The organism is Rhodoferax sp. OV413, from assembly GCF_945881795.1.
Classification (GTDB): Bacteria; Pseudomonadota; Gammaproteobacteria; order Burkholderiales; family Burkholderiaceae_C; genus Allorhodoferax.
Window position 1 is genome coordinate 1 of sequence record NZ_CAMCVG010000044.1, and the last position, 18,972, is coordinate 18,972.

Consider the following 18,972-nt stretch of genomic DNA (forward strand, 5'->3'; position numbering starts at 1 on the left):
ACCAGCTGTATGCCAAGTTTGACATTGCCCGCCTGACCACCGAGGTGTATCTGAGCGACCTGGTGCCCGCCATGAAGCCCAGCGACGCCTACGCCCACATTGCGCTGCGCAAGACCGAGCGCGTCGAGATCGACCACCTCGAAGGCCGCGTGTCGGTCGGCATGGTGACCCCGTATCCACCCGGCATCCCGCTGCTGGTGCCAGGCGAAGTGTTCACCAAGAAAGTGGTGGACTACCTCAAGTTCTCACGCGAATTCAACGCCAACTGCCCCGGCTTTGAGACCGATGTGCACGGTCTGGTGAGCGAGACAGATGAAAACGGCAAGGTGCGCTACTTTGCGGATTGTGTGAAGGCCTGAACGCTTCGTAACGCCCGGGAGCCCCAATAAAAGAGCGCCGGCAGAGTAATCTGCCGGCGCTCTTTTTTTGATAGCGGCTAGCGCTTACTGCATAAGCGCTAGCGGCTGAATTGTTGCCTATCTTGCTGCCTATCCTGCGTCCTATTCGATGGCGGTACCCATGGTCTGGCTGTAGCCGCCGTCCACGTAGGTGATCTCGGCAGTCACGCCGCCGGCCAGGTCGCTCAGCAGGAAGGCGGCAACGTTGCCCACGTCCTCCGTGGTCACATTGCGGCGGATGGGTGACGCGTCGGCCACCATGTGCAGCAGCTTGCCGAAGTCTTTGATGCCGCTGGCGGCCAGTGTCTTGATCGGCCCGGCGCTGATGCCGTTGACCCGGATGCCCTTGGGGCCCACTGCTTCGGCCAGATAACGCACGCTGGCTTCCAGCGAGGCTTTGGCCAAGCCCATGGTGTTGTAGTTGGGGATGATGCGCTCCGACCCGAGGTAGGTCAGGGTCAGCAGCGCCGCCTTGGGTGAGAGGTAGGGCAGGGCGGCCTTCGCCATGGCCGGAAAGCTGTAGGCGCTGATGTCGTGCGCGATTTTGAAGTTTTCGCGGGTGATTCCGTCCAGAAAGTTGCCGGCAATCGCCTCGCGCGGGGCAAATCCGATGCTGTGCACAAAGCCATCAAACGTGGGCCAGTGGGCCGACAGGTCATTGAAGAGTTGCTCAATCTGCTCGTCGCTGCCCACGTCGCAATCGAACACCAAGGTGGAGTCGAAGTCGGCGGCGAACTCGGTAATGCGTTCCTTAAAACGCTCGCCCACGTAGCTGAACGCCAGTTCGGCACCTTGTTCTTTGCACGCTTTGGCAATGCCGTACGCGATGGAGCGGTTGGACAACACGCCAGTAATCAACAACTTCTTGCCTGCTAAAAAGCCCATAGGATCCTCTTCAAAATTCGACTGATGCAGAATTGTCGCATGCGGATTTGGGCGCTCGTACTCTGGACATTGATGGCTGGCAAGGCCTGGGCGGAGCACGGCTACGCGCTATGGGGCGACCTGCAGTACCCCGACGGCTTCGCACATTTCAGCTACGTCAACCCCCAGGCGCCCAAGGGCGGCGAGCTGCGGCTGGTCAGCAACCTGCGCACCTCAACTTTCGACAAATACAACCCCTTTACCGTGAAAGGCTCGGCGCCTGCCTACCTGAGCAGCCTGATGTTTGACACCCTTTTGGCCGGAGCGCTGGACGAAACCGCCGCCGGCTACGGGCTGCTGGCGCAGGATGTCCGCGTGGCTGCAGACCGCTTGAGTGCCACCTTTGTGCTGCGTCCTCAGGCCCGCTTTCACAATGGGGACGCGGTGCTGGCCCGTGATGTGAAGCACAGTTTTGACATGCTCAAGGGGCCTTTGGCCGCGCCCGGTTTTCGCAGCATGCTCGAAGACGTGTTGTCAGCCGAGGCGCTGGACGAGCGCACCATCCGCTACCGCTTTGCCAAATCCAATCGTGACTTGCCGCTGACGGTCGGCCGTTTGCCGGTATTCAGCCACAAGTGGGGCGAGTCGGACGGCAAGTCCAAGCCGTTTGACCAGATCGTGATGGATATTCCCATCGGTAGCGGCCCCTACAGGGTCGGCCCGGTGAACTTTGGCAAGGACATTACCTACCTGCGCGACCCGCAGTACTGGGCCCGCGACCTGAACGTGCGCCGGGGTACCGCCAACTTCGACCGGATCACCGTCAAGATTTACAAAGACAGCACCGCGCGGCTGGAGGCGCTTAAGGCCGGCGAGCTCGACTTGATGCGCTTTTTCTCCGCCGGCGACTGGGCCCGCCGCGTCACCGGTCGCAAGTTTGATAGCGGCGAGTTGGTCAAGACCGAGTTCGAGCACCGTCTGCCCACCGGTTTTCAGAGTTATGTGCTCAACACCCGCAGGCCGCTGCTGCAAGACCCGCGTGTGCGTCAGGCGTTGGGCCTGGCGCTGGACTACGAGTGGATGAACCGGCAAATGTTTTACGGCGCTTACCAGCGGGTGCAGGGCCTGTTTGGCAACACCGACTGCCAGGCCACCGGGCTGCCGCCGCCCGAGGAGCTGGCCCTGCTGGCGCCCTGGCGCGGCAAGGTGCCCGAAGCTGCCTTTGGCCCAATGGCCCGCCCGCCGCGCACCGATGGAGATGAGTCGCTGCGCAACAACCTGCGCCAGGCGCAGGCGCTTCTCAAAGAGGCCGGCTGGACGTACCGCGACGGCGCGCTGCGCAACGAGCGTGGCCAGGCCTTTGAGTTGGAGTACCTCGACAGCAACGAGGCCGGCGCGCGGGTGGTTACGCCGTGGGCCCGCAACCTTGAGAAAATTGGCGTCAAGCTCAATTTCAGGCCGGTGGACTTTGCCCTCTACCAACAGCGGCTGCAGAAGTTTGAGTTCGATATCACCTCCATCGCCTACGGCGGCACCCACAACCCCGGGCAGGAATTTATGGACCTGTTCGGCAGCAAAGCCGCCTTGCAGGAAGATTCCGGTAACTTCAGCGGGATGCAGAGCCCCGCGGTAGACGCCCTTATCCAGCAAATGACCGGTGCAAGCTCCAAAGCCGCGCTCCTGCCGGCCTGCCGGGCGCTGGACCGCGTGATTGCCCACAGCCACCTGCTGGTTCCCCAATGGTCAGCCGCCACGCACCGCATTGCCTACAACGCCTGGCGCCTGGCCAAGCCCGCCCGGATGCCGCCCTTCGCGCAGGGCGAGGGTTGGGCGATTGACACCTGGTGGGCGCAATGAAGCTGCTCTCACCTGCGTGGCGCCGCTGCGGCGTTGGGCCATCCGCATAATCGAATCATGCTGGTCTATTCCCTCAAGCGCCTGCTCCTGATGCTGCCCACGCTGTTTGGCGTGTTGCTGCTGACCTTTGTGGTCATTCAATTCGTGCCGGGTGGCCCGGTTGAGCAGTACCTGGCAGAGGCCAAGGCCGGAGTTGCGGGTGTGGGTGGTGCAGGTGGTGGTGGCTCTGGTGCCGAAGGCGGCTTGAGCTACCGCGGCGCGCAGGGCGTCGACCCCAAGCGCTTGGAACAGGCCAAAGCCCTGTACGGATTCGATAAGCCGGCCCCCGAGCGGTTTTGGCAGATGCTGTCTCAGTTTGCACGGTTTGACCTGGGCACCAGTTTCTTTCAGAACCGCAAGGTGTCCGAGCTGATCTGGGAGAAGCTGCCGGTCTCCATGAGCCTCGGGCTCTGGACCTTTTTTATCAGCTATCTGGTGGCCGTTCCTCTGGGCATTTCCAAGGCGGTTAACGCGGGTTCGCGGTTCGATCTGGTGACCAGCTTCGTGGTGCTGATCGGGTTTGCGATTCCAGGCTTTGTGCTGGGGGTGGCCTTGCTGGTGGTGTTTGGCGGGCAGCTGCAGTGGTTTCCGCTGCGGGGCCTGGTGTCGGCGAACTGGGAGAGCCTGTCCTGGGGCGCGCGGATAGCGGACTACCTGTGGCACATCGCCATGCCGGTGACTGCGATGGTGATGAGCAGCTTTGCCACGATTGCCATCCTCACCAAGAACTCTTTCCTTGAAGAAATCCGCAAGCAATATGTGCTGACTGCGCGCGCCAAGGGCCTGCCCGAGCGCAAGGTGCTGTGGAAGCATGTTATGCGCAATGCGCTCATCCCCATCGTGACCGGCTTTCCGGCCGCCTTCATCGGGGCGTTCTTCACCGGCTCCTTGCTGATTGAGACCCAGTTTTCGCTGGACGGCCTGGGCCTGCTGAGCTATGAGAGCGTGATCCGGCGGGACTACCCCGTGGTCATGGGCACGTTGTATTTGTTTACCCTGATTGGCCTGGTGACTAAGCTGGTGTCGGACCTTTGTTATGCCTGGGTGGATCCCCGTGTCACCTTCGACTAACCCCGGCCCCTCACTGCGCGCCTGGCGGCGCTTTCGGCGCAACCGTCTGGGCTTTGCCAGCTTGGTGCTTTTCGGGGTGATGGTGCTGCTTAGCCTGGGTGCCGAGCTGGTGTCCAACGACCGGCCGGTGGTGGTGGTCTACCAAGGCACGGTTTACTGGCCGCTGGTTCAGGACTACCCCGAGACCACCTTCGGCGGCGACTTTGCCACCCCCACCGACTATCTCGATCCCTTCATTCAGCAGAGGCTGGCCGAGCCGGGCAACTGGGCCGTGTTCGCCCCCAACCGCTATGGCCCCAAGACCCTGAACTACTTTGCCACCGCACCCAATCCCGCGCCGCCGGGTGCCGCCAACTGGCTGGGCACCGACGACCGCGGGCGCGATTTGCTGGCGCAGCTGATTTACGGTTTTCGGGTGAGCGTGCTGTTTGCGCTGGCGCTGACCGTGACCGGTGTGGTGCTGGGGGTGGTGACCGGGGCGATTCAGGGATTTTTTGGCGGCAAAACGGATTTGGTGTTCCAGCGTTTTATCGAGGTCTGGGGTTCCATGCCTGAGCTGTATTTGCTCATCATCTTCAGCGCAGTGTTTGCTCCCAGCGTGAGTTTGTTGCTGGTGCTGCTGAGCTTGTTTGGCTGGATGGGCCTGTCGGACTATGTGCGGGCGGAGTTTCTGCGCAACCGGCAGCTGGACTATGTGAGGTCGGCAAGGGCGCTGGGCGTGTCCGACCGCACCATCATCACCCGCCACATCCTCCCCAACAGCCTGACACCGGTGGTGACGTTTTTGCCGTTTCGCATGAGCGGCGCGATTCTGGCGCTGACCTCGCTCGACTTTCTGGGTCTGGGCGTGCCGCCGGGTACGCCATCGCTGGGCGAATTGCTGTCGCAGGGGAAAAACAACATCGATGCCTGGTGGATTTCGCTCTCGACGTTCTGCGTCCTGGTTGTCACGCTCTTGCTGCTGACGCAAATGGGCGACGCCCTGCGCGACGCGCTGGACCCCCGGAAGCAGGACACATGAGCACCGAGCCCTGGCTCTTGCAGGTGGACCAACTCCGCGTGCGCTTCGGCGAGCGCGAGGTGGTGCACGGCGTGAGCTTTGCCCTGCGCTCCGGCGAGAGGCTGGCGCTGGTAGGCGAATCCGGTTCCGGCAAGACCATCACCGCCCTGAGCTTGCTGGGCCTGGCGCAGGGTGCTGCGGTGGAAGGGCGGGCGGATTTTGCGTCCAGCCGGGGCGATGTGGACTTGCTGAGCCTGCCCGAGCGGCAGCTGCGCGGTTTGCGCGGCCAGGACATTGCCATGGTGTTTCAGGAGCCGATGACGGCGCTGAATCCGCTCTTCACCATCGGCAAGCAGATTGCCGAGGTTTTAGAGGAAAAACAGGGCCTATCGCCCGCGGAGTCTGCGCAAGCAGCTATTGAATTAATAGCGGAAACCGGCATCGACGACCCCGCCCGCCGCGCCCGCGCCTACCCGCACCAGCTCTCCGGCGGGCAGCGCCAGCGCGCCATGATTGCCATGGCGCTGGCCTGCGCGCCCAAGCTGCTGCTAGCCGACGAACCCACTACGGCGCTGGATGTGAGCGTGCGCCAGCAGATTCTGGATTTGTTGTCGGACCTGCAGCGCCGCAAGGGCATGGCCGTCTTGTTGATCACCCATGACCTGCATCTGGTGCGCAAATTCGCTGACCGTGTGGCGGTGATGGAGCAGGGACTGATCGTGGAGCAGGGCGCTGTAGCAGATGTTTTTGCCGCGCCCGAACACGCCTACACCCGCCAGCTGCTGGAGAGCGCGCCGGTGCGGGATGTGGACGCGCTGCCGCCGGATGCCGCCGTGGTGTTGGAGGCGCGCAACCTGCGGGTGGACTACCGGGTGCCGCGCCCGGGCGTGGCCGGCTGGTTTGCGGGTAACACCTTCACAGCGGTTCAGTCGGCAGGCTTTCAGGTGCGCCGTGGTGAGACGGTGGGCGTGGTGGGGGAGTCGGGCTCGGGCAAGTCGTCACTGGCCTTGGCGGCGCTGGGGCTCATTCCTTTTAGTGGCGAGGTGCGGGTGGGCGGGCAGGCGTGGGCGGGCCGCTCGGCAGCTAATTTGCCGCTGCGCAAGCAGGTGCAGGTGGTGTTTCAGGATCCGTTTTCTTCGCTGTCGCCACGCCTGACGGTCGAGGAGCTGGTGGGCGAGGGGCTCGATGTGCACATGCCGGGCCTGCCGGCGGACCAGCGCCGCGCCCGGGTGGAGCAGGCCCTGGACTCGGTGGGCATGGGGGAGGCTCAGTTTGCCGGCATTCTGGAGCGCTATCCGCACCAGTTTTCCGGCGGGCAGCGCCAGCGGCTGGCGATTGCGCGTGCGTTGGTGCTGGAGCCTGCCATGTTGGTCCTCGATGAGCCCACCAGCGCGCTCGATGTCACCATGGCCCAGCAGGTGCTTCGCCTCTTGCAGGCCCTGCAGCGCCAGCGGGGGCTGGCCTTCCTGCTGATTACCCACGACGTGGCCGTCATCCGGGCTATGGCGCACCATGTGCTGGTGATGCAGGCAGGAGTGATTGTGGAGGCCGGCGCCATAGAGGTGGTGATGCAGCGCCCCAGCCATCCGTACACCGCCAGCCTGCTGGCCGCGAGTGCTTAATTTCCCTGTCATTCAAGCCAGCTAGGCCACGCGTTCGGGTACAATCCGCGCTCACGACCAAACGGGCGGGTAACTACCGCCCGTTTTTTTTGGTCGGTCCTTTTTCAATCGAGTGTTCAGGCAGGCTTAAGAGACGTGGCATTACAGGAAATCGTTGAGCAAACCGTGGCAGGACTGGGGTACGACCTGGTGGAGATTGAACGCTCTGCCGGCGGCTTGTTGCGTATAACGATCGACCTGCCATGGACGGCCCCTGCCGAGGGCGCAGCGGCACCCGAGCAATACGTCAACGTCGAAGACTGCGAAAAAGTCAATCGCCAGCTGCAGTTTGCGTTGGAGGTGGATGGTGTCGAATACAAGCGCCTGGAGGTGTCCTCCCCCGGCATCGATCGCCCGCTGCGCCACACCCAAGACTTTGAACGTTTTACAGGGCAAGTAATAGACCTCACGCTGAAGGCCCCCATGGGTGCGGCCGCGAACGGACAGGTCAACGCCAACCGTAAGAAATTCCGCGGCACGCTCGAGCGCGTGCCCGCTGCCGACGGCAGCACCGGCTGGCAAATCGTCTGGAGCGATGAGCCCGAGGCCAAGCCCGGACAAAAGATAAGCAAGAAGCGGGTTCCCGCGCCGCTGCAGGCGCTGGGTTTTACGCTTGACGAACTGCGCGACGCGCGCTTGGCGCCCATTGTGAATTTCAAAGGCCGTAGCGGCCAGGGGCAGGCGGATGAGGGCTGAACGCCCACCGCAGGCACATCGTTTTGGTTTGGTTGAATAGTGTGATCAGGAGAGTCTTGGCATGAATCGCGAACTGTTGATGCTGGTTGAAGCAATTTCCCGTGAGAAAAACGTGGAGCGTGACGTGGTCTTGGGCGCCGTCGAGTCGGCCTTGGCCCAGGCGACCAAAAAGCTGTACGCAGGCGACGTGGACATCCGTGTCGCGCTGGACCGCGACAGCGGCAACTACGAGACCTTCCGTCGGTGGCATGTGGTTCCCGATGAGGCCGGCCTGCAACTGCCCGACCAGGAAATTCTGCTGTTCGAAGCCAAAGAACAGATCGAAGACATTGAGGTGGACGAGTACATCGAGGAAACCATTCCTTCGGTGCCTATCGGCCGTATCGGCGCCATGGCGGCCAAGCAAGTCATCCTGCAAAAAATCCGCGATGCGGAGCGCGAGATGCTGCTCAACGACTTTATGTCGCGCGGCGAGAAGATTTTTGTCGGCACCGTCAAGCGCATGGACAAGGGCGACATCATTGTCGAGAGCGGCCGTGTGGAAGGCCGCCTGCGTCGTGGCGAGATGATTCCCAAGGAAAACTTGCGCACCGGCGACCGCGTTCGCGCCATGATCATGGAAGTCGACCTGACGCTGCGGGGCGCGCCGATTGTGTTGTCGCGCTCGGCACCCGAATTCATGATCGAGCTGTTCCGCCAGGAAGTGCCCGAAATCGAGCAAGGCCTGTTGGAAATCAAGTCCTGTGCCCGTGACGCCGGTTCGCGCGCCAAGATTGCCGTGTTGTCACACGATAAGCGGGTCGACCCCATCGGCACCTGCGTCGGCGTGCGTGGCACCCGCGTCAACGGCGTGACCAACGAGTTGGCCGGTGAGCGCGTGGACATCGTGTTGTGGAGCGAGGACCCCGCGCAATTTGTGATTGGCGCGCTGGCTCCGGCCAACGTGTCTTCCATCGTGGTCGACGAAGAGCGGCACGCTATGGATGTGGTGGTGGACGAGGAAAACCTCGCCATCGCCATCGGTCGCGGCGGGCAGAACGTGCGTCTGGCCTCGGACCTGACCGGCTGGAAAATCAACATCATGGACGCGGCCGAATCGGCCCAAAAGCTGGCCAACGAGACCGACTCGGGCCGCAGGCTGTTCATGGAAAAGCTCGACGTGGACGAGGAAATCGCCGATATCCTGATTGCCGAAGGCTTCACCAGCCTGGAAGAGGTGGCCTATGTGCCGCTGCAAGAGATGTTGGAGATTGAATCCTTCGACGAAGACACGGTGCACGAACTGCGTAACCGCGCAAAAGACGCCCTGTTGACGATGGAAATCGCCCGCGAAGAAAACGTGGAAGAGGTTTCGCAAGACCTGCGTGACCTGGAGGGCCTGTCCTCCGAACTGATCGGTAAGTTGGCAGATGGCGGTGTGCATACCCGCGACGATCTGGCCGACCTTGCCGTTGATGAATTGACAGAAATTACCGGCCAGTCTGAGGACGAGGCCAAGGCCCTGATCATGAAGGCGCGTGAGCATTGGTTTACCAATGACGGCGCTTCTCAAGAGTAACGGTCATGAAAGGTTCCACGAAATATGTCCAGTACGACCGTTGCCGAGTTTGCCAATGAACTCAAAAAATCGACCGATACCCTGCTCGAACAGCTGAAATCCGCCGGGGTCCCCAAGGGCTCCGCGGCCGATGTGCTCACTGACGCAGACAAGCACAGCTTGTTGAACTTCCTGCAAAGCAGCCACGGCACCGCCAGCCCCGAGCGCAAAAAGATCACGCTGGTCAAAAAACAGACCACCGAAATCAAGCAGGCCGATGCCACCGGCAAGGCCCGCACCATTCAGGTGGAAGTGCGCAAGAAGCGCACCTTTGTGCGCCGCGATGATGGCGTCGAGGGTGTGCCCGAGGCTGACGAGCAAGACCTTGCTGCAGCACAAGCCGCCCAGGCCGCGGAAGAAGCCGAGTTGGCCCGCCGCGAGGAAGAAGCCCGCCGCCAGGCCGAACTGATCCGCCGCCAAGAGGAAGAACTGGCCCAGCGCCGCCGCGAGCGTGAGGAGCAGGAAGCCCGCGCCCGTGCCGCCGCAGAGGCTGCTGCCGCCGCGGAGCGCGAAGCGCAGGCCGCAGCAGCCCTCAAGGCACAAGCACAAGCCGGTGCCAAGGGTGCTGAATCCGCCGTTGCGCCCGCCGCCGCAGCGACATCCGTTACCGCACCTTCTGCGGCACGGTCACGAGACGCTGTCGTGGCCGCCAAAGCCAACGAGTCGGCTGCCAAGCCGGTGACTCCCGCCTTGTCCGAGGCAGCCATCGCCGCCGCCGCTGCATCCAAAGCCGCTGCCGCCGAAGACGCCGCGCGTGCCGCCGATTTGGGCGCGCGCCGCCAAAAGGCAGAAGCCGAAGCGGCTGCCATCCGTTCCATGATGGCGGCCCCCAAGAAGGTTCTTGTCCCGCACAAGAAGGTTGAAGAGCCCAAGCCCGCTGCGGACGCCAAAGCGGGCATGAAGGGCACGCTGCACAAGCCCGCCACCGGCTCAACAGTCGCCAAGGCGGCCAAGCCCGCTGGCGACTCCGGCGCCCCAGGCTCACCAGCCGGCGCGGGCAAGGAAGTCAAGTCTGCCAAGCTCTCCAGCAGCTGGGCGGGCGATCCTGCCAAGAAGAAAGAACTCAAAACGCGCGGCGATACCAGCGCGGGCGCCGGACGCTCCAGCAACTGGCGCGCCGGTCCTAAGGGACGCCGCGGTAACGATCGCGACCGTGACGACGGGCATCACCAGCAGTCCGCTCCGGTGGAAGCGCGCATCATCGAAGTGCACGTTCCTGAAACCATTACCGTGGCTGAGTTGGCCCACAAGATGGCCATCAAGGCCTCCGAGGTCATCAAACAACTCATGAAGCTGGGCCAGATGGTCACCATCAATCAGCCGCTGGACCAAGACACCGCCATGATCGTGGTGGAAGAGTTGGGCCACACAGCGGTGGTCGCAGCGCTGGACGATCCGGAGGCCTTTACCGATGATGATGTGCAAGGCCAGGAGGCGCCTTCTTTGCCTCGCGCCCCCGTGGTCACAGTCATGGGTCACGTCGACCACGGCAAGACCTCGCTGCTGGACTACATCCGCCGTGCCAAAGTGGCGGCGGGCGAGGCAGGCGGTATTACCCAGCACATTGGTGCTTACCACGTCGAAACTCCGCGCGGCATGGTGTCCTTCCTGGACACTCCGGGCCACGAAGCGTTTACCGCCATGCGTGCCCGTGGCGCGCAGGCCACCGACATCGTGATTCTGGTGGTCGCGGCCGACGACGGCGTGATGCCGCAAACCAAAGAGGCGATCAAGCACGCCAAAGCCGCCGGCGTTCCGCTGGTGGTGGCGATTACCAAGTCCGATAAGCCCGATGCCAACCCCGACCGCGTGAAGCAGGAGCTGGTGGTTGAAGAGGTGGTACCTGAAGAATACGGCGGCGACTCTCCGTTTGTGGCCGTGTCTTCCAAGACCGGCATGGGCATAGACACCTTGCTGGAACAAGTTCTCTTGCAGGCTGAGGTACTCGAGCTCAAAGCGCCGGTGGCGGCCATGGCCAAGGGCCTGGTCATTGAAGCCAAGCTCGATAAGGGGCGCGGCCCCGTGGCCACCATGCTGGTGCAGTCCGGCACGCTGAAGGTGGGCGATGTGGTTCTGGCTGGCCAAACCTATGGCCGCGTGCGTGCCATGCTGGACGAAAACGGCCAAAAGATTGAGACCGCCGGACCATCCATTCCGGTCGAAATCCAAGGCTTGACCGAGGTGCCGCAGGCCGGTGACGAATTCATGGTGATGGCGGACGAACGCCGCGTCCGTGAAATCGCCACCTACCGCGCCGGTAAGTTCCGCAACACCAAACTGGCCAAGCAACAAGCTGCCAAGTTGGAAAACATGTTTGCCGACATGGCGGCGGGCGACGTCAAGATGCTGCCCATCATCGTCAAGGCCGACGTGCAAGGTTCCCAGGAAGCGCTTGCAACCTCCCTGCTCAAGCTCTCGACCGAAGAGGTCAAGGTGCAGATGGTGTATTCCGCAGTGGGCGGTATCAGCGAGTCCGACATCAACCTGGCGATTGCTTCCAAGGCCATCGTGATCGGCTTCAATACCCGTGCCGATGCCGGCGCGCGCAAACTGGCCGAGGGCAATGGTGTCGATATCCGCTACTACAACATCATCTACGACGCGGTCGATGAGTTGAAGGCAGCCATGTCCGGCATGCTGGCGCCGGAAAAGCGCGAAGAAGTCATCGGCATGGCCGAAATCCGCACCGTGTTCGTGGCGTCCAAGATCGGCACCGTGGCGGGTTGTATGGTCACCAACGGCTTTGTCACCCGCAGCGCGCATTTCCGTCTGCTGCGCGAGAACGTGGTGATCTACACCGGCGAACTCGATTCCTTGAAGCGCATGAAAGACGATGTGCGCGAAGTCAAGGAAGGCTTCGAGTGCGGTATCAAGCTCAAGAACTACAACGACATCAAAGAAGGTGACCAGCTGGAGTTCTTCGAGGTCAAAGAAATCGCCCGTACCCTCTAAGCCAGAGACACCGAGTGCGCAAAAAGTCATCCACGCCCAACCGCAGCTTTCAGGTGGCCGACCAGATCCAGCGGGATCTGGCCGAGCTGATTGCGCGCGAGCTCAAGGACCCGCGGGTGGGCATGGTCACGATTCAAGGCGTCGAAGTTACACCCGACTACGCCCACGCCAAGGTATTTTTCAGCCTGCTGGTGGGCGACCCTGTCGGGACCGCCGAGGGCCTGAATCAGGCCGCCGGATTCTTGCGCGCCGGCTTGTTCAAGCGGCTGCACATCCACACCGTGCCGACCTTGCACTTCATTTTTGACCAGACCACCGAGCGTGCGGCTGATATGAATGCACTGATTGCCCGTGCGGTGTCGTCTCGCGCCAAAGAGGATTAGACCCGTGAGTTACGCAGGGCCGCCCCAGGGAGCGCTTGCCCCCTCGGGGGGCGGCGGTAGTGCTTGCGCTGCGCCAGAGCGCCGGCCCAGGATCGTGCGTCGGGCAGTGCACGGTGTGCTGTTGCTCGACAAGCCCTTGGGCCTTTCCAGCAACCAGGCTTTGCAGCGGGCCAAGTGGTTGCTGCGCGCCGATAAGGCCGGCCACACCGGCACGCTGGACCCACTGGCCACCGGCGTGCTGCCGCTTTGTTTTGGTGCTGCTACCAAATTCAGCCAGATGCACCTGGAGGCCGACAAGGGCTACGAGACCACGCTGCGACTGGGCATCAAAACCAGCACCGCCGATGCCGAGGGCGAAGTGCTGAGCGAGCGGCCGGTGGATTACTCGCCAGAGCTGCTGGAGGCGGTGCTGCAGCGCTTTACCGGCCACATTTCCCAGATACCGCCCATGCACAGTGCCCTCAAAAAAGACGGCAAGGCGCTCTATGAGTACGCCCGCGCCGGCATCGAGGTCGAGAGGCAGGCCCGCGACGTGGTGATTTATGCGATAAAACAGCTGCAATCGCCCGCGAATACTGCGCATACAGCTATCAATTTGAGAGTGGATTGCAGCAAGGGCACCTACATCCGCACGCTGGGCGAAGACATCGGCGAGGCACTGGGCTGTGGCGCACACCTGAGCGCGTTGCGCCGCGTGCGCACCGGCAACTTTGATGCCGGCCAATGCATCAGCCTGGACGCGCTGGAAGCCATGTCCGAGGATGAGCGCTTGGCCTGCCTGCTGCCGGTGGAGGCGCTCATTCCGGCCTTCGTGCCTGTCACATTGGACAGTGACAATGCGGCACGTTTTTTGACCGGCATGCGCCGGCGTGGCGCCTGGGCCGACGAGGCCCATGTGGCCGTGTATGCCGCCTCCCCCAAAGCCCTTCTGGGCACCGCCCATGTGAAGGGCGGGGAGTTGATTCCCGTGCGTTTGCTGAGTCCCCTCGAAATCAGCGAAACGCTGGGCCAACAGATGGCCCTTGAGCAGAGTTTGAAACAGAGTAATGCAACCCTGGCCCCCGCGGCTTGAGCAGAAAGTGAACCATGAGTAAACAAATCCGAAACATCGCCATCATTGCCCACGTTGACCACGGCAAAACCACCATGGTGGACCAGTTGCTGCGCCAGTCCGGCACCTTTGCAGAGCACGAAAAAGTGGTCGACACCGTGATGGACAACAACGCGATTGAAAAAGAGCGCGGCATCACGATTCTGGCCAAAAACTGCGCAGTCAGCTGGGAAGGCACCCACATCAACATCGTCGACACCCCCGGACACGCGGACTTTGGCGGCGAGGTGGAACGCGCCTTGAGCATGGTCGACAGCGTTTTGCTGCTGATCGACGCCCAGGAAGGCCCCATGCCCCAGACCCGCTTTGTGACCAAGAAGGCGCTGGCTTTGGGCCTGAGACCCATCGTGGTGGTGAACAAGGTCGACAAGCCCGGCGCCAACCCCGACAAGGTGGTGAACGCCGCGTTTGATTTGTTTGACAAGCTGGGCGCAACCGATGAGCAGCTGGACTTTCCGGTGGTTTACGCCTCGGGCATCAATGGCTGGTCGTCGATGGAAGAGGGTGCGGCCGGTGAGCAGTGGGGCCCCGATATGTCGGCCTTGTTCAACACTATCCTGAAGCATGTTCCACCGAACTCCGGCGACCCTGCCGCACCGCTGCAACTGCAAATCTCTGCGCTGGACTTCTCCAGCTTCGTGGGCCGCATCGGCGTGGGCCGCATCAGCCAAGGCACCCTGAAGCCCATGCAGGACGTAGTGGTCATGGAAGGCCCGGACGGCAAGGCTATGAAGGGTCGCATCAACCAGGTGCTGACTTTCCAGGGCCTGGACCGCATGCAATCTCTGGCTGCCGGCCCCGGCGACATCGTGCTGATCAACGGTATTGAAGACATCGGCATCGGCGTGACAGTGACCGACCCTGCCAACCCCCAGCCTCTGCCCATGCTGAAGGTGGACGAGCCGACCCTGACCATGAACTTCTGCGTCAACACCAGCCCGCTGGCCGGTCGCGAAGGCAAGTTCGTCACCAGCCGCCAAATTTGGGACCGCCTGCAAAAAGAGCTGCAACACAACGTGGCCCTGCGCGTGAACGAAACCGACGAAGAAGGCGTGTTTGAAGTACTGGGCCGCGGCGAACTGCACCTGACCATCCTGCTGGAAAACATGCGCCGCGAAGGCTACGAAATGGCAGTCAGTAAGCCCCGCGTGATGTTCAAGGACATCAACGGCGAAAAGCACGAGCCGATTGAGCTGGTGACTGCCGACATTGAAGAGCAGCACCAGGGCGGCGTGATGCAGGCGCTGGGCGAGCGCAAGGGCGAGCTCATCAACATGGAACCCGACGGCCGCGGCCGTGTGCGCTTGGAGTACCGCATTCCAGCCCGCGGTTTGATTGGTTTTTCAAACGAATTCCTCAACTTGACCCGCGGTTCCGGCCTGATCTCCAACATTTTCGACAGCTACGAGCCACACAAGGGCGACATCGGCGGGCGCAAAAACGGCGTGCTGATTTCCATGGACGACGGTGAAATTTTTACCTACGCCCTGGGCAAGCTCGACGACCGCGGCCGCATGTTTGTGAAGGCCAACGATCCGGTGTACGAAGGCATGATTGTGGGCATCCACAACCGTGACAACGACTTGATCGTCAACGCGACCCGTACCAAGCAGCTGACCAACTTCCGTGTTTCCGGCAAGGAAGACGCCATCAAGATCACCCCGCCGATTGAGCTGACGCTCGAATACGGCGTGGAATTTATTGAAGACGACGAGCTGGTGGAAATCACGCCCAAGTCGGTGCGTCTGCGCAAGCGTTACCTGAAAGAGCACGAGCGCAAGCGCGCAGGCCGCGACTAAGCCAACACCCGGGGCCCGCCCCGGCCTGATGCGGCCCGCGTTATGAAGCTCACCCACAACCGCGCCATCTTCCTGATGGTGCTGGTCACCTTGATGTGGTCAACCGCCGGAGTGGTAACGCGGCACTTGGAAGCTGCGCGCAGCTTCGAGGTGACTTTCTGGCGCGCGTTTTTCACAGTACTCAGCTTGTCAGTCATCCTGCCGTGGGTGAGCGGGAGGGGCGTATTCGCCAAAATCCGCCGTGCTAGCGCTGCGTTTTGGGTGTCGGGCTTGTGCTGGTGCGTCATGTTTACCGCCTACATGGTGGCTCTCACGCTCACTTCGGTGGGCAACGTACTCGTCACCATGGCCATGGGGCCACTGCTCACCGCGCTGATTGCCCGAATCTTCATCGGGCACCGGGTGCCGCTGCGCACCTGGGTTGCGGTGGTGGTGGCAGGTGTGGGCATTATTTACATGGTGGCCTCACAAATCGGCAGCGTCACCCTGGCGGGCACGCTGGTGGCGCTGTGTGTGCCGATTGCAGGCGCCACCAACTGGACCATCACCCAGCATGCCCATGACCGCGGGCAGGATGTCGACCTCATGCCCGCGGTATGGGTGGGTGCACTGCTGTGCTGCATCTTGACGCTCCCTTTGGCGCTCCCCCTGCAAGCTAACGCCCACGATGTGGCGCTGCTCGGATTTTTGGGCGTTTTTCAGCTGGCGGTGCCGTGTGTGCTGAGCGTGCGCTGTGCCCAGGTGCTCAAGGCGCCGGAGATATCCTTGCTGCAGTTGCTGGAAGTCATTTTTGGCATATTGCTGGCCTGGTTGGGTGCCAATGAGGCGCCGGGCACTACGGTCCTGGCCGGCGGGGCGCTGGTCATCGGGGCGCTGGTGGTGAATGAATGGGTGGGATGGAGACAACGCACATGACAGAACAAGCACGAGCAGACGTACTGACAGAAATTCACGGCGGGGTAGGGCGTATCACCCTGAACCGCCCGCAGGCCCTCAACGCCCTGAGCCTGCCGATGGTGCGCTCGCTCACCGCCACGCTGCTGCAGTGGCAGCAAGACCCGCAGGTGAACGCGGTGGCAATTCGCGGCAGCAACAAGGAAGGCCCATTTGGCGGCTTTTGCGCGGGGGGCGATATTCGCTTTTTCCACGCGGCGGCACTGGCCGGCGACCCGGTATTGGAAGACTTCTTCACCGAAGAGTACGCCCTGAACCACCTGATTCACACCTACACCAAGCCCTACATCGCCTTCATGGACGGCATCGTGATGGGCGGCGGCATGGGCATTTGCCAGGGCGCCTCACACCGGCTGGTGACCTCGCGCACCAAAATGGCCATGCCGGAGACGAACATCGGCTTGTTTCCAGATGTAGGCGGGGGCTACTTTTTGAGCCGCTGCCCGGGCAGCACCGGCGAATGGCTAGGCCTGACCGGCGCGGTGGTAGACGCAGGCACCGCAATTGCCGCGGGGCTCGCCGACCACGCGATGGTTCCGGCACAGCTCGGCCCCGCCTGGGATGCGCTGGCCGGGCTGGACTGGCAAAATCCGGGGGCCTTAGGTCACTGGGTTGCTACGTTTTCCATAGCTGGTGGCGCATACTCCATCAGCGATAGCGCCAGAATTGATGCTATTTTTTCGCTCCCCGATGTGCCATCCATCATCGCGGCGCTGGAGTCCGATAGTTCCGACTGGGCGAGCCACACCGCCGGCGTTCTGCGCAAGCGTTCGCCGCTGATGCTGTTGGTGGTTCTGGAGCAGCTGCGCCGCGCGCGCAGCATGTCGCTGGCCGGTGTTTTGCGCATGGAGCGCGACATGGTGCGCCACTGCTTTGCCTCCCGCCATCTGGGCCGTTTGGGTTCTGCCAGCGAAACGGTGGAAGGCATACGCGCCCTGGCTGTGGACAAAGATCACGCCCCGCAGTGGAAGCCCGCACGCATAGAAGACGTTACGCCCGACATGGTGGCGCCCTTCTTTGTGAGCCCTTGGCCGTCGCAGGTGCATCCGCTGCGCCATCTGGCTTAGCGGTTGCGGTCTTTCATGGCGCGCTCCACCTCGCGCTTGCCTTCTCGGTCTTTGATGGTGTCGCGCTTGTCGTGTTCGGCCTTTCCCTTGGCCAGCGCGATGTCGCATTTCACCTTGCCGCTCTTCCAGTGCAAATTGATGGGCACCAATGTGTAGCCCTTTTGCTCGACCTTGCCGGTCAGTCGCTTGATCTCTTCCTGGTGCAGCAGCAGCTTTTTGGTGCGGACCTTGTCGGGGCTGACGTGGCTGGACGCGGTGTGTAATGGATTGATCTGCAGGCCGATGATGAACATCTCGCCGTTGCGGATGACCACGTAGCCGTCGGTCAGCTGCACCTTGCCCTCGCGCAGAGACTTGACTTCCCACCCCTCCAGCACCAGTCCCGCCTCAAAGCGCTCTTCAAAGAAGTAGTTGAAGGCAGCCTTTTTGTTGTCAGCAATGCGGGAAGCAGTTTCGGGTTTCTTGGCCATGAAGTGAAAATGGGGGTGACGGGCTGGTTTGAAAGACACGCATTGGGGCTTGTCTACAATCCCGCGCAACCCTGCATTCTATGAAAACTGTTAACAAGTCCGTCCTCATCTGGTACAGCCCCGCCGAAATGTACGCACTGGTGACGGATGTGGCCCACTACCCGCAGTTCCTTCCGTGGTGCGACCACGCCACCGTGCTGGGCGAAGACGAGAGCGGCATGACCGCAGAAATCGGGCTTTCTTTCGGCGGCATCCGCCAGACGTTCACCACCCGCAACACCCACCATTCCGGCGAGCGCGTCGGCATGCAACTCGTCAAGGGCCCTTTTTCCAAGCTCGACGGCGAGTGGACCTTCGCGCCCGTGGGCGACGGTAGCCAGCGCGCCTGCAAGGTCACGCTGTTGCTGAACTACGGCTTCGCGAGCGGCACACTGGGCAAGCTGGTGGGACCAGTTTTCGACAAAATTGCCGCCAATCTGGTGGACGCCTTTGTCAAGCGCGCCCAAGCGGTGTACGGCGACTGACCATGCCCAGTGCTTCCCTGCCGGATAAGGCCCAGGGCGTGTCGGTCACGGTAGTCTGGTCGCCCGCTGCGCGCCAAACTACGCAGGTCCAGCTGCACCTGCCGGAGGCCTGCACCGCGGCACAGGCGGTGCGTCTGAGTGGCTTGCTTAACGGGTTATCAGATATTGATATAGATGCGCTCTCTCTGGCGGTGTGGGGCCGCAAAGCGGCAGCCGACCAGCTTTTGCGCGATGGAGACAGGCTTGAGCTCCTGCGTCCGCTGAAAGTGGACCCGAAGGTGGCCCGCCGCGAGCGTTTTTCGAAGCAGGGCGCCAAGAGCGCGGGCCTGTTTGCCCAAAGGCGCGCCGGCAGCAAGGCGGGCTACTAGCGCCCGGGGCCCAGGCGTCGCTCTCAGTGAAGCGTCATCGGCAATCAAGATTCGTCCACCAGGCGAATCACCGACTCCAGTCGCTTTACAGGATCGAGTTCGCCAAGAAGTCGTATTTTTTCTGCTGCGCTCAGGGGCGCCGCCTCCGCATAGCGGTTGGC

At 62.2% G+C, this 18,972-nt stretch carries 16 protein-coding genes and 1 pseudogene; 15 read left to right on the plus strand and 2 right to left on the minus strand.

The genetic code is table 11. The features are described from left to right. Positions 1-359 (plus strand): annotated as a pseudogene (locus Q0O05_RS07085) (lysine decarboxylase); the annotation flags it as partial. A gap of 141 nt (positions 360-500) precedes the next feature. Here the strand turns inward: Q0O05_RS07085 and fabI are convergent. Further along, positions 501-1,283 (minus strand): enoyl-ACP reductase FabI, encoded by a 783-nt coding sequence (gene fabI / locus Q0O05_RS07090; RefSeq protein WP_293661592.1) that lies wholly within the window; start codon positions 1,281-1,283, stop codon positions 501-503. A gap of 39 nt (positions 1,284-1,322) precedes the next feature. On the opposite strand from fabI, the gene Q0O05_RS07095 reads away from it, so the two are divergent. From Q0O05_RS07095 to Q0O05_RS07150, 12 genes are all read left to right on the plus strand, one after another. After that, positions 1,323-3,119, plus strand: coding sequence for an extracellular solute-binding protein (locus Q0O05_RS07095; protein WP_293661593.1), 1,797 nt, complete (start codon positions 1,323-1,325; stop codon positions 3,117-3,119). 57 nt (positions 3,120-3,176) lie between these two features. Further along, complete coding sequence (locus Q0O05_RS07100) at positions 3,177-4,229, plus strand: ABC transporter permease subunit (protein WP_293661594.1); 1,053 nt, start codon at positions 3,177-3,179, stop codon at positions 4,227-4,229. Beyond that, positions 4,195-5,250, plus strand: coding sequence for an ABC transporter permease (locus tag Q0O05_RS07105; protein WP_293661595.1), 1,056 nt, complete (start codon positions 4,195-4,197; stop codon positions 5,248-5,250). The genes Q0O05_RS07100 and Q0O05_RS07105 overlap by 35 nt, the downstream gene beginning before the upstream one ends. Then, positions 5,247-6,851, plus strand: a complete 1,605-nt coding sequence (locus Q0O05_RS07110; RefSeq protein WP_293661597.1) for a dipeptide ABC transporter ATP-binding protein — start codon at positions 5,247-5,249, stop codon at positions 6,849-6,851. The genes Q0O05_RS07105 and Q0O05_RS07110 overlap by 4 nt, the downstream gene beginning before the upstream one ends. Positions 6,852-6,986: 135 nt before the next feature. Then, on the plus strand, positions 6,987-7,586 hold the full coding sequence (gene rimP, locus Q0O05_RS07115) for a ribosome maturation factor RimP (protein ID WP_293661599.1): 600 nt from the start codon (positions 6,987-6,989) through the stop codon (positions 7,584-7,586). A 61-nt stretch (positions 7,587-7,647) separates the two neighbouring features. Continuing rightward, a complete protein-coding gene (gene nusA / locus Q0O05_RS07120) occupies positions 7,648-9,144 on the plus strand; it encodes a transcription termination factor NusA (RefSeq protein WP_293661601.1) in 1,497 nt (498 codons plus the stop codon). Between the two features lie 24 nt (positions 9,145-9,168). Further along, positions 9,169-12,135, plus strand: coding sequence for a translation initiation factor IF-2 (gene infB / locus Q0O05_RS07125; protein ID WP_293661603.1), 2,967 nt, complete (start codon positions 9,169-9,171; stop codon positions 12,133-12,135). A 14-nt stretch (positions 12,136-12,149) separates the two neighbouring features. Continuing rightward, positions 12,150-12,518: a 30S ribosome-binding factor RbfA gene (rbfA, locus tag Q0O05_RS07130; protein ID WP_293661605.1), complete on the plus strand. Its 369-nt coding sequence runs from the start codon at positions 12,150-12,152 to the stop codon at positions 12,516-12,518. 106 nt (positions 12,519-12,624) lie between these two features. Next, complete coding sequence (gene truB, locus Q0O05_RS07135) at positions 12,625-13,590, plus strand: tRNA pseudouridine(55) synthase TruB (RefSeq protein ID WP_293661607.1); 966 nt, start codon at positions 12,625-12,627, stop codon at positions 13,588-13,590. Positions 13,591-13,604: 14 nt separating this feature from the next. Continuing rightward, positions 13,605-15,428, plus strand: a complete 1,824-nt coding sequence (typA, locus tag Q0O05_RS07140; protein ID WP_293661609.1) for a translational GTPase TypA — start codon at positions 13,605-13,607, stop codon at positions 15,426-15,428. Between the two features lie 42 nt (positions 15,429-15,470). Next, a complete protein-coding gene (locus tag Q0O05_RS07145; RefSeq protein WP_293661611.1) occupies positions 15,471-16,343 on the plus strand; it encodes a DMT family transporter in 873 nt (290 codons plus the stop codon). After that, positions 16,340-17,449, plus strand: coding sequence for an enoyl-CoA hydratase/isomerase family protein (locus tag Q0O05_RS07150; protein WP_293661613.1), 1,110 nt, complete (start codon positions 16,340-16,342; stop codon positions 17,447-17,449). Before Q0O05_RS07145 ends, Q0O05_RS07150 begins: the two co-directional genes overlap by 4 nt. Here the strand turns inward: Q0O05_RS07150 and smpB are convergent. Further along, positions 17,446-17,919 (minus strand): SsrA-binding protein SmpB, encoded by a 474-nt coding sequence (gene smpB / locus Q0O05_RS07155; RefSeq protein ID WP_293661615.1) that lies wholly within the window; start codon positions 17,917-17,919, stop codon positions 17,446-17,448. The two genes, Q0O05_RS07150 and smpB, sit on opposite strands and share 4 nt — an antisense overlap. Before the next feature lie 80 nt (positions 17,920-17,999). Between smpB and Q0O05_RS07160 the strand changes: the two genes are divergently transcribed. Both Q0O05_RS07160 and Q0O05_RS07165 read left to right on the plus strand, forming a co-directional pair. Next, positions 18,000-18,443: a type II toxin-antitoxin system RatA family toxin gene (locus tag Q0O05_RS07160; protein ID WP_293661617.1), complete on the plus strand. Its 444-nt coding sequence runs from the start codon at positions 18,000-18,002 to the stop codon at positions 18,441-18,443. 2 nt (positions 18,444-18,445) lie between these two features. Next, complete coding sequence (locus tag Q0O05_RS07165) at positions 18,446-18,811, plus strand: RnfH family protein (RefSeq protein ID WP_293661619.1); 366 nt, start codon at positions 18,446-18,448, stop codon at positions 18,809-18,811. Positions 18,812-18,972: the final 161 nt, after the last annotated feature.

What these genes read in the sequence shown, in the direction of transcription:
- fabI (WP_293661592.1), bottom strand. Translation starts at nt 1,283, where the DNA reads ATGGGCTTTTTAGCAGGCAAGAAGTTGTTGATTACTGGCGTGTTGTCC.
- Q0O05_RS07105 (WP_293661595.1), top strand. Translation starts at nt 4,195, where the DNA reads ATGCCTGGGTGGATCCCCGTGTCACCTTCGACTAACCCCGGCCCCTCA.
- Q0O05_RS07150 (WP_293661613.1), top strand. Translation starts at nt 16,340, where the DNA reads ATGACAGAACAAGCACGAGCAGACGTACTGACAGAAATTCACGGCGGG.
- typA (WP_293661609.1), top strand. Translation starts at nt 13,605, where the DNA reads ATGAGTAAACAAATCCGAAACATCGCCATCATTGCCCACGTTGACCAC.
- infB (WP_293661603.1), top strand. Translation starts at nt 9,169, where the DNA reads ATGTCCAGTACGACCGTTGCCGAGTTTGCCAATGAACTCAAAAAATCG.
- Q0O05_RS07160 (WP_293661617.1), top strand. Translation starts at nt 18,000, where the DNA reads ATGAAAACTGTTAACAAGTCCGTCCTCATCTGGTACAGCCCCGCCGAA.
- Q0O05_RS07110 (WP_293661597.1), top strand. Translation starts at nt 5,247, where the DNA reads ATGAGCACCGAGCCCTGGCTCTTGCAGGTGGACCAACTCCGCGTGCGC.
- smpB (WP_293661615.1), bottom strand. Translation starts at nt 17,919, where the DNA reads ATGGCCAAGAAACCCGAAACTGCTTCCCGCATTGCTGACAACAAAAAG.
- Q0O05_RS07095 (WP_293661593.1), top strand. Translation starts at nt 1,323, where the DNA reads ATGCGGATTTGGGCGCTCGTACTCTGGACATTGATGGCTGGCAAGGCC.
- Q0O05_RS07100 (WP_293661594.1), top strand. Translation starts at nt 3,177, where the DNA reads ATGCTGGTCTATTCCCTCAAGCGCCTGCTCCTGATGCTGCCCACGCTG.
- nusA (WP_293661601.1), top strand. Translation starts at nt 7,648, where the DNA reads ATGAATCGCGAACTGTTGATGCTGGTTGAAGCAATTTCCCGTGAGAAA.
- Q0O05_RS07145 (WP_293661611.1), top strand. Translation starts at nt 15,471, where the DNA reads ATGAAGCTCACCCACAACCGCGCCATCTTCCTGATGGTGCTGGTCACC.
- Q0O05_RS07165 (WP_293661619.1), top strand. Translation starts at nt 18,446, where the DNA reads ATGCCCAGTGCTTCCCTGCCGGATAAGGCCCAGGGCGTGTCGGTCACG.